Raw genomic sequence first — 13,692 nt, forward strand, 5'->3', positions numbered from 1 at the left:
CGCCCCGTCAGGGACCCGTCCCTCCCCCGCAGGGTGGAGAGAGCGCACGATCGACGCGATCCTGATCTGGGCCGAAGTTCCACCCCACGCCGGAGGCCCACGGCCCTGATCCTGCCTAGCGTGGAAGCATGATCAGCCTCAGAGACGTGAACCGCTCCTTCGGGGACCACCGGGTCCTGAAGGACATCTCCTTCGACATCCGCCCCGGCCGCATGACCGGGTTCGTGGGCGGCAACGGTGCCGGCAAGACCACCACCATGCGCATCATCCTGGGCGTGCTGACCCCGGACAGCGGATCGGTGGAGGTGGACGGCGCACCGATCACCCCCGGGTACCGCGCGAACATCGGGTACATGCCCGAGGAGCGCGGCCTCTACCCCAAGATGCAGATCCTGGACCAGCTGGTCTACCTGGCCCGCCTGCACGGCAAGACCCAGAAGGAGGCCACTGCCAACGCGAAGGGGCTGCTGGAGCGCCTCGGCCTGGGCGAGCGGATGAAGGACCCGTTGGAGGACCTGTCCCTGGGCAACCAGCAGCGCGCACAGATCGCCGCCGCCCTGGTGCACGACCCCATTGCCCTGATCCTGGATGAGCCCTTCTCCGGACTGGATCCGATGGCCGTGGACACCACCGTGGAGGTCCTGCGGGACGTGGCCGACTCCGGCGCACCCGTGCTGTTCTCCTCCCACCAGCTGGACGTGGTGGAGCGGCTCTGCGACGAGCTGGTCATCCTGGCCGGCGGTCAGGTCCACGCCCAGGGCACCCGCCAGGAGCTGCTGGCCAGCGCCACCGAGCCCGAATGGGAGCTGCATGTGGATGCGGACACCGGCTGGGTGCGGGACACCGGAGTCCGGGTCCAGGCCTTCGACGGCGGCCGCGTGCGGTTCGCCGCCAGCTCACCCGAGCAGGCCAACCAGGTCCTCGCCGAGGCCCAGCGCCGCGGCACCGTCCACCACTTCGGCCAGACCAGCCGCACCCTGCACGAGATCTTCAAGGAGACGATCCAGTGATGACACCGAGCACCGAGACAGTGCAGAGCCCGCAGAACCGACAGAACCCACCGCACACCGGGGACACCGCCGGCACCGCCACCACGCGCGACACCCGTGGCCTGCGCCGCACGCCGTTCTGGCAGGCGGTCGGGGTGGTGTCCGGACGCGAGATCCGGGTGCGCCTGGCCTCCAAGGCGTTCATCATCACCACCGCCATCATGCTCGGCGGCATCCTGCTGGGCTCGCTGGTCCTGCCCCGCCTCTCGGACGCGTTCTCCTCCACGGAGACCGTGGCCGTGACCACCGCCTCCCAGTCCGAGGTGGCCGCCCTGGGCGACGACGTCGAGGCGATGCCCGTCGACTCTGCCGAGGCAGCGCGAGCCGCCGTGGAGTCCGGGGAGGCGAGCGCCGCCGTCGTGCCCTCCGGTGACTCTCCCACCGGCCTGACCGTGATCGCTGAGCGGGACGTGCCCACCGGACTGGTGCAGGCGCTCTCGCAGTCCCCGGCCGTGGAGCTGCTGGACCCCAACGCCCCCAACCCCATGCTGGTGTACTTCATCGCGCTGGGCTTCGGACTGGTGTTCTTCATGGCGGCGAGCCTGTTCGGCGCCACCATCGCGCAGTCGGTGGTGGAGGAGAAGCAGACGCGGATCGTGGAGATCCTGCTGGCCACCGTGCCGGCCCGGGCGATCCTGGCCGGCAAGGTGATCGGCAACTCGGTGATCGCCCTGGGTCAGGTGGCCCTGTTCGCGGCGGCGGCGCTGCTGGGCATGCAGATCAACCAGGACACCCTGCCCCTGGACGGACTGGGCATGCCGATCCTGTGGTTCGTGCTGCTCTTCGCCGTGGGCTTCGTGATGCTCGCCGCCCTGTACGCCGCGGCCGCGTCCCTGGTGTCCCGTTCGGAGGACATCGGCTCGGCCACCTCCCCAGTGATGATGCTGGTCATGCTCCCGTACTTCGCGGTGATCGTGTTCAACAACAACCCGGACATCCTGCGGGTCATGTCCTTCATCCCGTTCTCCGCACCCGTGGCCGTGCCGCTGCGCGTGTACCTGGGTGAGGGCGCGCTGTGGGAGCACCTGCTCAGCCTGGGCATCCTGCTCGCCACCACCGCCGTGGTGCTGTGGCTGGCCTCCCGGGTGTACGAGCGCTCGGTGCTGCGCACGGGCAAGCGGATCAGCTGGAAGCAGGCCCTGGCGGGCTGATGCGGGGAACCGCCGAAGACACCGGCCGGGTCGACCAGAACGGGCGACCCGGCCGGATTCCGTCTGTCCTCGGACTGCTCTCAGCCGGCGATCCCGTACTGCTGCAGGGCCTTCTTCGCCGCCTCGGTCCCCTGGTTCTGCAGGGCCAGCAGCTCCGCGTAGATCCCGCCGGAGACCGCCAGCTCGGCCGGGGCGCCGATCTCATCCACCTGGCCGTCGCGCAGGGTGACGATCCGGTCCACTGCGGCGATGGTGGAGAGCCGGTGCGCCACGATCAGGCTGGCCCTGCCCACCATCAGCTGGTCCAGCGCGGCTTGCACCAGCCGCTCAGACCGGGTGTCCAGGGAGCTGGTGGCCTCGTCCAGGATCAGCACCGGGGCGTCCTTGAGCACCGCACGGGCCACCGCAATCCGCTGCTTCTGGCCGCCGGAGAGCTTCAGTCCGCGCTCGCCGATCAGGGAGTCGTAGCCCTGCTCCAGTCGCTCCACGAACCGGTCCGCGTTGGCCACCCGGGCGGCGGCACGGACCTGTTCGTCCGTGGCGTCCGGACGGGCGTAGGCGATGTTCTCGCGGATGGTGCCGGAGAACAGTGAGGGGTCCTGGAACACGGCGGCCACTCCTGCACGCAGGACCGGGACGGGCAGCTCGTCCACATCCGCCCCGAACACCTCCACGGCCCCGGAGTGCACCGGATACAGTCCCATCAACAGGCTGGCCAACGTGGACTTGCCGCCGCCCGACTCGCCCACCAGCGCCACCTTCTCGCCCTGCCCCACGTGGAAGGAGATGCCCCGCAGCACGTCTGGACCATCCTCGTACCCGAACGTCACGTCCCGGAACGCCACCGCCGGGACGGCCTCCTGACTGCCCGGCCCGTCCTGCCCGGCCACTGCGCTGGCCCGCAGCGCGCGCAGATCGCTCACCTCCAGCTCGGCCCGCGGTGAGGAGGGCTTCCCGACGACGGCACGCACCGACGCGTTCTCCTCGCCGGAGGCGGGGGCCGGGTGAGGCGAGGCCTCCGGTGAGCCGGATGCGTCAGGCGAGGCGGCCGTCGTCGGGGTGGTGGTGTTGGTCTGTTCCACCGGACCGATGGCGGCGAGGATGCGGGGATCGGGCTGGCGGTCGTGACGCTGGTCCATCACCTCGAAGTAGTCGGTGGACCCGGCGATGGCGCGCTGGGAGGCGTCCACGAGGTAGCTCATGGAGGTGACCGGCTGGCGGGCCATGGCCATGAGTTGGATGAGCATGACCATGTCTCCCACGGAGAACTCGCCGGTGGCTGTGCGGATGAAGATCAGGGCGTACAGGCCGAAGAACACCAGGTTCAGGGCCGCGCGGCGCCAGGCGTCCATCCCGTGCCAGTAGCGGGACTGGGTGCGGGTGACGCCGATGATGCGGTGGTAGTGCCGGCTGAATCCGGCGTGCTCGTGCGGCTCCTGGACGAAGGACTTCACCACCGGCATCTGGGCCACGACCTCGGCGAAGCGGCCCGCGGCCACGTCCACCTCGTGGTTCTTCTCCTTCTCCAATGCCTGCCAGCGCACGGAGGTCTTGGCGGTGAGCCACATGTAGATGGGGAAGATGGTGGCCAGCAGCGCCGCCAGGGGCCACCAGTAGATCGCCGAGATGACCAGGACTGCCACCGTGGTGATCAGCATGGTGAAGGCGTTGTTGGCGAAGAAGTTCAGGAACTGGGTCAGCTCGGTGATGGAGCGGTTCAGTCGTGAGGTGATCTTGCCGGTGAGCTCGTTGTCGAAGTAGCGCTGGGGCAGGGCGAGCAGCTGGGCGAAGTAGCGGGTGGAGAGGATGGTGCGCATCCGGGCCGCCATGACATCGCCCCAGTAGCCGCCCACGGAGCTGACCAGGGTGGAGATCAGCTCGACCACCAGGAAGGCCCCGGCCAGCCAGAGGACGGCCTCGATGGTGGTGTCCACGGTCTGGCTGCCGTTGAGCCCGGCGACGATCTGATCCGTGGCGGCGCCGGTGATGAACGGGACGGCCAGGGTGAGCAGAGACGTGATCACCGCCGCGACGACGATCCCCACGTAGAGCGGGGTCAGTTCGCGGGTGAAGGACAGGATGCGCGCCAGAGATCTCACGGTGGTGGTCAACCTCGGGAGGGGGTGGATTGTTCCTGGTCCCGTGGCGTTCCGGCGGGTCGTGGGGTGGGTGGACGGCAGAGGGAAGATCCGTGGCTGACCGAGCGTCGGCGGAGAACCAGCCGAGCACCGGAAACCGTCCCCACCCTGTGGATTCCCCGGGGTCGACTCCTGCACAGGTGACCTGTCTCGGGTGGCTGTCCACAGATTTCGGCCGGCCCTTTATCCCGTCCGTGGTTCGTGGTCGAATGGAAGCAGTCGAACATATCTTCGAACAGCGGACAGGTGTTCACACGGAAGAGGTGGTGAGGATGACGGCACAGCTGACCGACTCAGGCTCCCGCGCGCCCCTGGCCGTCATCCCCGTGCGCAGCATCGAGTCAGCGAGCCCACTGTCGGAGCTGTCCCTGCACGAGCTGATGGACCGCGCGCAGACGGCGCTGGTCGAGCTGGGCCGTCGCCTGGAGGCCCCGGAGGCCGTGGATCAGTTCCGCCAGCTCACCGTGCCCGAGCACCCGGGAGCGGACTGGGGCGCCCACCTGCCGCCACCTGAGCCCGAGGCATCGCCTGCACTCGTGCCGCTGGAGCCCGTGACCACCCCGTCGCTGCCGGAGGCCAACCAGCACGTGGAACGGATCAGCCGAGCGGTGGCCCGGGTGCAGATGCAGCTGGCCGGCCATGCCGAACGCGCCTACCTCGATCAGTCGATCCGGCCCCGGGTGCTGGGCATGCCAGCCGGGATGACCGCCTTCCGCTGCCCAGCGGACTACCTGCGTCAGAGCCTGAACATCGAGCTGAAGGCCGCCCGCACCCGCTTGAGCCGGGCTGGGCACCTCACTGCAGCTCCGGCCGCGCTGGGGCAGCCCGCCACCGAACCGACCTACTCCGTACTGGCGGCGGCCACCGCCGATCGCGCCGTGGCCTGGGCCTCGGCGGACCACATCACCTCGATCATGGAGAAGGTCCGCGGCCTGGCCGAGGCGGGACCAGCCGGACCGGAGCTGATCGAGACTGTGCTGGCCGAAGGTGAAGCGATGCTGACCGGAGAGGCCCGCACCCTGGACCCGGACGGCGTGCGCAGGGTCTGCGCCCGCTGGGCTCGGCTGGCCGAGTCCGTGCTCAACCCAGACGGAGACGAGCCGGTGGACGGTGACTACGACCACCGGCGAGGGCTGTTCTACCAAGGCCAACGGCAGGGACTGCACCGTTGGCTGATCACCGCCGACGACCTGGAGCATGAGATCATCACCACCGTGGCCGAAGCGGCCACCAACCCCCGGGCTCGTGGTCCCTTCGATCCGGTCGAGGACCTCTTCACGGCAGCGGCCATGGACCCGGACCCCGATGCGGAGAACCCCGGTGAGATCCACCAGCTGCCCACCGATCCACGCAGCGTGGCCCAGAAGCAGATGAACGGACTCATCTCCGCGCTCCAGGGTGCGCTGCGCATGACCAGCGGCAACGGGCTGCCCAACACCGGAGGCACCCGCCCGCAGGTGATGGTCCACATCGACTACCAGCAGCTGCTCGGCCAGGTGCAGGCCAGCCACGCATCAGTGGGTCCACACCCGGCAGCGCCGAGATCCGACTCTCCCGGAACCATCAGTCCGCCAGGCCAGGCCGAACTGCCCGGGATCTCACCGCCTGGCTCACCACCGCCAGACTTTCCCGCCCCCACCACCGTGCTGCGCACCGGACAGGCCAGTGGGATCAGTGAGGCCACCTTCCTCGGACCCATCCACCCCACCCACATCCGGGCACTGGCCTGCGACGCCGACCTCCTCCCCGTCGTCTTCGGCGGCGAGGGAGAGGTCCTGGACGTGGGGATGGCCGAGCGGTTCTTCACCGGGCCCCTGCGGCAGGCGATCATCGCCCGCGACGGCGGCTGCACCGCACCGGGGTGCCGCATCCCCGCCCCCTGGTGCGAAGCCCACCACGTCCAGGAGTGGATCCATGACGGCCCCACCTCCCTGGCGAACGGGGCCCTGCTCTGCTCCCACCACCATCACGCCGTTCACGCCGGCGCCTGGAGCATCACCATGGATCAGGGCCGCCCCTGGTTCACCCCTGAGCCCTGGCTCGACCCCCACCAGACACCCCAGCGCAACAGGGTCTTCAGACCCTGAGCGTGGTCAGCGGGAGGCAGAAGACAGGTCCTCGAAGACCTCCAGCAGCAGAGGAGCGATGCTGAACCCGGCCGGGGCCACGGGATTGCGCGGATCCATCCAGGTCAGCTGCTCGATCTCGGAGGCGGGGACAGGGCGCTCACTCTCGGTGAGCGGCTGGCGCACCATGAACACTTCGGAGTGCAGCAGGCGGCCGGGTTCGTTGGCCGCGGCCGTGTCCCAGGCCCCCAGGTGATCCAGCTCCTCGAGCGCCACCGCCAGGCCCGTCTCCTCCACCAGCTCACGGCGAGCCGTCTGCAGAGGTGACTCGCCGCCGTCGTGCTTGCCGCCGGGGAACATGAACATCACCGTCCCGGCCTTGCGCACCGTGAGCACCTGTCCGTCCGCGCGCCGCACCACCACGGCGGAGACCTTGATCACCGCACCATCACTCACCACAGGACCTCAGAACTGCTCGGCGATCTGACGCAGTCGGCCCGTGAAGTCGGACCACCACCGCTCATCATCGGAATCGTGGCCGCTGGGCAGGTTCGAGTTCCCCGGCATGAGTCCAGCCTGGCCGTCGAGGAGCTCTCGAACGATGTCCACGTGCCCCAGGTGCCGCGCGTACTCGTCCACCATGTGCGTCAACAGACGGCCCAGCGTGACGTCCGGCTGAGACCACCACGGGACACGACCCGATGCATCCAGGTCCAGCGCCTCGATCGCCTCATCCGCTTCAGCGGCACACCGGTCGGCGAAGGCCAGAACCTGCTCAAGCGACTCCTCTGCGGTGGCATACATGTCCCCGTTCGGCTCGGCGTCATCGGCGAACCAGGGCACCTCGATCGACGTAGGTCGCCCCATGCACTCGGTGAAATAGCCGACCTCCACCGAGGCCACGTGCTTGAGCACTCCGAGCAGGTTGGTGCCCGTGGGGGTCATCGGCATCCGCAGCTGCCGCTCGGTCAGACCCTCCAGCTTCCACCGCAGGGTCTGCCGCGACCTCCGCAGATACCAGTGCAGAACAGCCTTGACCCCGCCGTCGGCATCGGTTCCGGACGGGGCAGGACGCGATTCAGTCATGGGGTCCATCCTGCACCCTGTCCGAGTGCCGCGGGAGAGCACGGGGACCGCTCCTCCAGCACGGGTGACACCGCCCCCCGCCGCTTATTGCAACTCGTTCTCATCGGCATGTAACCTCGTCCCATCATGAGTCATTCACACGCACCCACCCCTGTCCGCCTGCCCCTGCTCACCGTCGGCCTGGCCGTCACCGCACTCGCCCTCAGCGCCTGCGGTGCCGGTGGTGCCGGCTCTGGAGCATCGTCCACCGCCACCGCCGCCGGATCATCAGCCTCCACTGCCCCGTCCGAGTCCCCCAGCCCGCGCTCCACCGAGAGGTCCGAGGTCGCCTCGGTCACGCCGCGCGTGGTCCTCTCCCATGAGGGTGGACTGAGCACCCTGGACGCCGAGACCGGCGAGGTGGTGCACGAACAGGAGCGCGAGGGGTTCCTGAGGCTGAACAACGCCGGCGACGGACAGCATGTGATGGTCTCCGCGGGCGATGAGTTCCTCGTCTACGACGCCGGCATCGACGCCCAGATCCACGGCGACCACCACCACTTCTACTCCTCGGAGCCCGGCCTGACCGAGGTGACCTTCCCGGCCCCCGCCGCGGGCCACGTGGTCACCCACAACGGTCAGACCACGCTGTTCGCCGACGGCACCGGCGGCATCCAGACCTTCACCTCCGAACACCTGCGCAGCGGCATGCCCCGCGCCGTGGAGACTTCCACCGAGAACGCGCACCACGGCGTGGCTCTGGAGCTGACCGACGGCAGCCTGCTCACCACGCAGGGAACCGAAGAGGGCCGCAACACCGTCCAGGTCCTGGAGCGCGAGTCCGGAAAGGTCCTGGCCGAGACCACCGACTGCCCCGGCGTGCACGGCGAGACCGTCGCCGCCGATGAAGCAGTGGTCTTGGGCTGCGAGAACGGCCCCGTGGTGTACCGCGACGGAGCGTTCCACAAGGTCCCGGTGGAGACCGAGTACCAGCGTTCGGGCAACCTGGCCGGCACCAAGGCCTCCAGCATCGTGCTCGGAGACCACAAGGTGGACGCCGATGCCGAGCAGGAGCGTCCCACCGAGATCGCGCTGATCGACTCCGTCCAGGACACTCTGACCACTGTGGACCTGGGCTCCTCCTACTGGTTCCGCTCACTCGCGCGCGGGCCGGAAGGCGAGTCACTCGTTCTGACCTACGACGGCGAGCTGAACATCCTGGACGAGTCCGGGAAGATCCTCCACGAGGTCAAGGCGATCGAGCCCTGGGAGGAGAAGGCCGAGTGGCAGCAGCCCGGCCCCATCCTGAAGTCGGCCGACGGCCTGGCCTACATCACCGACGCCGAGCAGCAGAAGCTCGTGGTCGTGGACATCGCCCAGGGCACTGTGGAGCGCACCCTGGACCTGCCGGTGGCCCCGGTGGAGATGGTGGTGGTCACCGGTCATGCCGAGAGCACCCCGAACGCCGAGGGCGCGGCGAAGGACTCAGGCCAGAAGGCAGGGCACGACGACGGCCACACCGGTCACGCCGACGAGCAGGGTTCCAGCGGTGAGTCCGGCACCGAGCCTGCTGACCACTCAGACCACGAGGGTCACGAGGGTCACGAGGATGAGGGTCATGAGGGCCATGACCACTGATCGCTGATCCCGATCCGGATCACCACAGACCGGGAGGCGGCGGGCCCATGCGAGGGGAACCCGCCGCCTCTCACTGCGCCCGGCCACGTGCCAGGGTGGCCAGCCCCCCTCAGTCAGACCGGGTGTAGGCGGCGGCGCGGACCACGTCGTCGTTCTCCAGGCCGGCGCCGAGCGCACCGCCCAGGGTGGCCAGTCCGCCCACCAGCCAGGCCAGCTTCAGGTACTCGCCCAGGTCAGCCACCTCCCCGGTGACCTCCGTGAAGACATCGGCGTCCACCAGCAGCAGCGCCCCGCCCAGAGAGGCGATGAACAGCAGCAGGTGCAGCACGATCACCCCGATCAGCACCGTCAGCACGGTGGCCGCATTGAACAGCGTGACCTGCTCGCGCTCCCCGTCCCGGCGCGCCTGCTCCCACAGCCCGGCGCCCACGATCAGCGCACCGGTCACCGCCCCCATGGACACCAGGCCCAACAGCGTCATCTGCAGCGGCGAGTACTCGGAGGAGAGCAGCCACAGGTCCGTGGTGACCAGGGTCAGCACACCGGACGCCAGCGCCACGGTCAACGACTTGGACAGTCGCACGGCCAGCAGCCACGGCCTGTTGGTGCGGACCATGCCCAGCAGCAGCCGCACGTTCCCGCCCAGCACGCGCGCCGTGTAGGAGGTGACGTTCTCCTCCTGCCGGTCCTCCACATCCGTGGCGAGCTGACGCGCCCTCTCCGCGACCGCCTCCGGTGAGCCGCCGCCGTCGGGATCCACTCCCAAGACCACGCCCACCGCGCTGACCACCGCCTCCGCCACCCGGGCACGCGTGGTGGTCACCCCCAGCGCGGGCACCGAGATCACGCCCGCCGCGTGCACGGCGGAGACCTGCTTGGCGTAGGTGTGCCGGCCCTGACGGAGCACGTCATCGGTGATCCCGACGGCGATGTCCCAGCCCTCATCCAGCATGCGGTCGCGCGTGGCCTCCAGCAGGCCCAGGGCGTCCTCGGCCGGATCGTCCCGGTCCTCCAGCGCGGTGGACAGGGTCCACTGCACGCCCGGGAAGCGGGACTCCAGCAGGGCGGGCAGGTCGGCCAGCAGGTGCTCCTGGTACCGCCCGGCCAGGTCCGGGGCGAAGATCAGGCCCAGATGGACCGGTGCGGCAGGGACTGGATCGGTGCGGCCGGAGCTGCTGGCGGCGTCACGGTGCGAGGGAGTCACCCGTCCATGATCCCGGTGACCTGGGCGAGTGCGGAAATCCGATGCCTGAGAGTGGCCCCTTTCACCGGCCGGGGTCCGTGGTGAAGACTGGAGTCAGACCGAGATCGGCGGGCTCCACCCCACCGGTCCACGCACCCCTACATCCCCAGGAGGACGCCGTGGCAGAGAAGTCAGACGCGCAGCCGGAGCAGACCGAGCAGGCTGAGCAGAAGCAGGCCGAGCAGAAGTCCCCGGAGGTGAAGATCACCCGGCTGGAGGGCGCCACCATGGCTGGCGTGCCCGCCGAGCTGTCCGGCCCGGACCAGGTGGGCGAGGTGATCGGCGGGATGTTCAGCACCGCCGCAGAGAAGATCGCCGCCGCAGGAGGCACGCCCGGCACCGGCATCAGCGTGTATGACATGGACCCCGAGCACCCGGAGAACGGCCTGAGCTTCACCGTGGGCTACCTCTACGCCGAGGGCCCGGTGGAAGGGCTGCAGCTGGCCGACCTGCCCGCCACCGAGGCCGCCGTGCTGGCGCACCGGGGGTCCATGCAGAGCATCGGGCAGTCCTGGCGGGCGTTGGAGCAGTGGATCGCCGAGAGTGGGGAGTGGGTGGCGTCCGGCCCCAGCCGCGAGGTCTACCTGCAGTCCGGCGAGGACGTGCCCATGGACGAGTGGGTCACCCACCTGCAGCAGCCCGTCCAGCCCACCGTGGTGGCCGAGGCCGAGCACCTCGAGGAGGAGCTGGAGGTCTCCGAGCAGGATCCGAACGGCTCAGCGAAGGCGGGCAGCGGAGAGGCACCCGCCGAGGGCGAGGACACCGCAGACGACTCGCACGACTCCGAGGCTGAGCAGAGAGCCGGCGCCGAGAACGACGCCGAGGACGCCCCCAAGGTCTCCGAGCCCGGCGCCTGACCGGTCAGCCCACCACCAGGGCGCCCGCGACCACCAGCACCACGCAGCCCACGGCCACGTCGATCACCTTCCAGGTGCGCGGCGTGTCCAGCACAGGGGCGAGCGCGCGGGCGCCCAGTCCCAGCGCGAGCAGCCACACGGCTGACCCGACGACGGCCCCCGCGGCATACGCCCAGCGGTCCGGTCCGAAGGCGGCCGCCAGAGTGCCGAGCATGACGGTGGAGTCCACGATGGCCTGCGGGTTCACCCAGGACACGGCGAACGCGGTGAGCATCACACGCAGCAGCGGGGCGGGGCGCGGCATCCGGAGCCGGGTGCGCTGAACGCTCGGAGTGATGCGCGGCCAGGCGCTGGTGTCCGGTCGGGCGTCCGTGCGGGTGGCGAGGGCGACCCCACCCTCGCGCGGAGCGGCGAACGGCTCCGGTGCGGGCGACTCGATTTCCTCAGGCGGGACCACGAGAGCGGCGGACTCAGACACGTCGGCGGGCTCTGCCGGCTCGTCGGACACGTCCACCGTCAGCCGCTGGGTGGTGAAGGCCGAGCGGAACGAGCTGAGGGCGAACCAGACCAGGTACGCCGCGCCGCCCCACCGCAGCACCTCCAGCAGCCACGGGGCGCGGTCGGTCACCACACCCACGCCCGCGGTGCCCGCGAAGATCAGCACCGCGTCGCCGGCGATGCAGACCGCCAGCACGGCGGCCAGATGCTCACGCCGGATCGCCTGGCGCAGCACGAAGGCGCTCTGCGCACCGATCGCCGCGCTCAGGGCGAGGCAGGTCAGCAGGCCGGTCAGGAAGACAGTCATCACGGGAGTCACCCCGTGACTGTAGACAGGTGTGAAGCGTCCGCTCCACGTGAAGATCCTTCAGAGTCCTAAGCTTTCCTTCATGAACACCGATCATCTGCGCGCCCTGGCGGCCGCCGTGGACGAGGGCACCTTCGAGGCGGCGGCCGACCTGTTGCGCATCTCCGGGTCCGCGTTCTCCCAACGGATCAAGGCGTTGGAGAAGGACATGGGCCAGGTGCTGCTGACCCGCACCGTGCCCGTGGCCACCACGCCGGCCGGGGACCGCGTGCTCCGGCTGGCCCGTCAGGTGGCGGTGCTGGAGGACGACGCCCGGCGCTCGCTCGGCCGGGGCAGCGGCGGACGGACGGTGCTGCGCGTGGCGGTCAACGTGGACTCGCTGGCCACCTGGTTCGTGGAGGTGCTGCGCCAGGCGGCCACCTGGGACGATGTCGCGCTCCAGCTGCAGACCGAGGACCAGGAGCACACCCACGAACTGCTGCGCTCCGGTGCGGTGGTGGCGGCGGTGACCGAACGCCCCACCCCCGTGTCCGGCTGCGTGTCCATGGAGCTGGGCGAGATGGGGTACCACGCCGTGGCCGCCTCAGCCCTGCTGGACCGGTACCGAACGGGCGGCTCCGGGGACACTGTCGGCAACGGGCAGGCGCCCGTGGACTTCGGCGCCATGCCCGTGGTCGACTTCGGCACGCGAGACAACCTGCAGCGCTCCCGCCTGGCCCGGCTCGGCCGCGAGCGTGGGCTGACCCTGGACCCGCCGCGTCATGTGGTCCCCGACGCGGAGACCTATCTGCAGGCGGTGGAGCTGGGCATGGGCTGGGGCATGTTCCCGGACGGGCAGCTGCCGCCGGGCGTGCTAGAGGGCGCCCACCCTGAGCTGGAGGCGATCCCGGAGCTCGGCGCAGCCCAGGTCCAACTGCACTGGCAGCGGTGGTCCGCCGGGACGGAGGCGCTGGACCGGCTCACGGCCGCCGTCCAACAGGCCGCCCGCCACATGGTCTGAGCTGCCACCCAACGGATCACGTGCGCAGAAGACTCTGCGACACGCCGAGCCCGACCCCAGTTGGCGTGATCATGATCGGGGCAGGGCGTACTGCGTACCGGTGGGCGTGCGCTCGAGCAGTCCGTGGTCCACCAGGTACCGGCGAACCAGGGCGACGTCCTCATGGAACACGCGCAGCCGCTCGTTCAGCTGCGGCTCAGTGAGCACCTCGCCGGGCCGCAGCGCCGCGTCCCGCACCCACATCAGCAGCTCGCGCCGCTCCCCCGGAGCCGCCGGCAGGGCCTGGATCCGTGGTCCCAGACCGCCCACCAGGAACTTCCCGACGCCGGCCCGCGCCTTCTGCTCGCCCCGCACCTGGGGTGCGGCGAGGGTGGCGCGCAGGAGGCCACCGTCCACGGTGACCGAACCGGCTGAGGTGACGGGGCCGTCGTCGGGAACCTGGGTGAGGACACCGAGCGAGAGCCAGGTCTGCAAGGCCTTGGCCTCCCGGGAGTTCAGCGCCGCGCGGGCCTGCGCGTCCAGGGTGCCCAAGGCGGCGTGGGCGAAGACGGTCCGGGCGGCCTCGTTGCCCAGGGCGGCGAGGATCGGCTTCCAGTCGGGTGCGGGTGCCGGGTCAGAACTGCTCATCCGACCATCCTGCCCCACCCCCCCAGGCACAAAGTGACCACGCCCGGTCACTG

The 13,692-nt window shown here is 70.1% G+C and carries 12 protein-coding genes; 6 read left to right on the forward strand and 6 right to left on the reverse strand.

The features are described 5' to 3' along the window. Window positions 1-128 precede the first annotated feature (128 nt). Together ACEXHE_RS12260 and ACEXHE_RS12265 are read left to right on the forward strand one after the other, a co-directional pair. Window positions 129-1,010 carry an ABC transporter ATP-binding protein gene (locus ACEXHE_RS12260; RefSeq protein WP_374785998.1) on the forward strand — a complete coding sequence of 294 codons (882 nt, stop codon included), beginning with the start codon at window positions 129-131 and terminating at the stop codon, window positions 1,008-1,010. After that, window positions 1,010-2,200: an ABC transporter permease gene (locus ACEXHE_RS12265; protein ID WP_374785999.1), complete on the forward strand. Its 1,191-nt coding sequence runs from the start codon at window positions 1,010-1,012 to the stop codon at window positions 2,198-2,200. Before ACEXHE_RS12260 ends, ACEXHE_RS12265 begins: the two co-directional genes overlap by 1 nt. 80 nt (window positions 2,201-2,280) lie before the next feature. On the opposite strand, the gene ACEXHE_RS12270 is transcribed toward ACEXHE_RS12265, so the two are convergent. Continuing rightward, complete coding sequence (locus tag ACEXHE_RS12270; RefSeq protein WP_091698557.1) at window positions 2,281-4,299, reverse strand: ABC transporter ATP-binding protein; 2,019 nt, start codon at window positions 4,297-4,299, stop codon at window positions 2,281-2,283. 311 nt (window positions 4,300-4,610) lie between these two features. Here ACEXHE_RS12270 and ACEXHE_RS12275 point away from each other — a divergent pair, with 311 nt between their 5' ends. Next, window positions 4,611-6,425: an HNH endonuclease signature motif containing protein gene (locus ACEXHE_RS12275; RefSeq protein WP_374786000.1), complete on the forward strand. Its 1,815-nt coding sequence runs from the start codon at window positions 4,611-4,613 to the stop codon at window positions 6,423-6,425. Window positions 6,426-6,431: 6 nt separating this feature from the next. On the opposite strand, the gene ACEXHE_RS12280 is transcribed toward ACEXHE_RS12275, so the two are convergent. Then, entirely contained in the window at window positions 6,432-6,860 is a 429-nt protein-coding gene (locus ACEXHE_RS12280; RefSeq protein WP_374786001.1) for an NUDIX domain-containing protein, read from the reverse strand. A gap of 9 nt (window positions 6,861-6,869) precedes the next feature. Continuing rightward, complete coding sequence (locus tag ACEXHE_RS12285; protein ID WP_091698441.1) at window positions 6,870-7,490, reverse strand: DinB family protein; 621 nt, start codon at window positions 7,488-7,490, stop codon at window positions 6,870-6,872. A gap of 126 nt (window positions 7,491-7,616) precedes the next feature. Here ACEXHE_RS12285 and ACEXHE_RS12290 point away from each other — a divergent pair, with 126 nt between their 5' ends. Then, window positions 7,617-9,107, forward strand: coding sequence for a hypothetical protein (locus tag ACEXHE_RS12290; protein ID WP_374786002.1), 1,491 nt, complete (start codon window positions 7,617-7,619; stop codon window positions 9,105-9,107). A gap of 109 nt (window positions 9,108-9,216) precedes the next feature. On the opposite strand, the gene ACEXHE_RS12295 is transcribed toward ACEXHE_RS12290, so the two are convergent. Further along, window positions 9,217-10,311, reverse strand: coding sequence for a hypothetical protein (locus ACEXHE_RS12295; protein WP_374786003.1), 1,095 nt, complete (start codon window positions 10,309-10,311; stop codon window positions 9,217-9,219). A 158-nt stretch (window positions 10,312-10,469) separates the two neighbouring features. Between ACEXHE_RS12295 and ACEXHE_RS12300 the strand changes: the two genes are divergently transcribed. Then, on the forward strand, window positions 10,470-11,207 hold the full coding sequence (locus tag ACEXHE_RS12300) for a GyrI-like domain-containing protein (protein WP_091698449.1): 738 nt from the start codon (window positions 10,470-10,472) through the stop codon (window positions 11,205-11,207). A 4-nt stretch (window positions 11,208-11,211) separates the two neighbouring features. Here the strand turns inward: ACEXHE_RS12300 and ACEXHE_RS12305 are convergent, their stop codons facing one another. Next, the gene (locus ACEXHE_RS12305) at window positions 11,212-12,024 is read right to left on the reverse strand and encodes a LysE/ArgO family amino acid transporter (RefSeq protein ID WP_374786004.1); all 813 of its coding nucleotides are present in this window, start codon (window positions 12,022-12,024) and stop codon (window positions 11,212-11,214) included. Window positions 12,025-12,094: 70 nt separating this feature from the next. Here ACEXHE_RS12305 and ACEXHE_RS12310 point away from each other — a divergent pair, with 70 nt between their 5' ends. Then, window positions 12,095-13,012, forward strand: coding sequence for an ArgP/LysG family DNA-binding transcriptional regulator (locus ACEXHE_RS12310; protein ID WP_356969667.1), 918 nt, complete (start codon window positions 12,095-12,097; stop codon window positions 13,010-13,012). A 69-nt stretch (window positions 13,013-13,081) separates the two neighbouring features. Here ACEXHE_RS12310 and ACEXHE_RS12315 read toward each other — a convergent pair whose 3' ends face one another. Then, complete coding sequence (locus ACEXHE_RS12315; RefSeq protein ID WP_091698453.1) at window positions 13,082-13,639, reverse strand: DUF2087 domain-containing protein; 558 nt, start codon at window positions 13,637-13,639, stop codon at window positions 13,082-13,084. Window positions 13,640-13,692 lie beyond the last annotated feature (53 nt).

The sequence above is a fragment of the Micrococcus sp. IITD107 genome, assembly GCF_041927415.1.
In the GTDB taxonomy this organism is placed as follows: Bacteria; Actinomycetota; Actinomycetes; order Actinomycetales; family Micrococcaceae; genus Citricoccus; species Citricoccus terreus.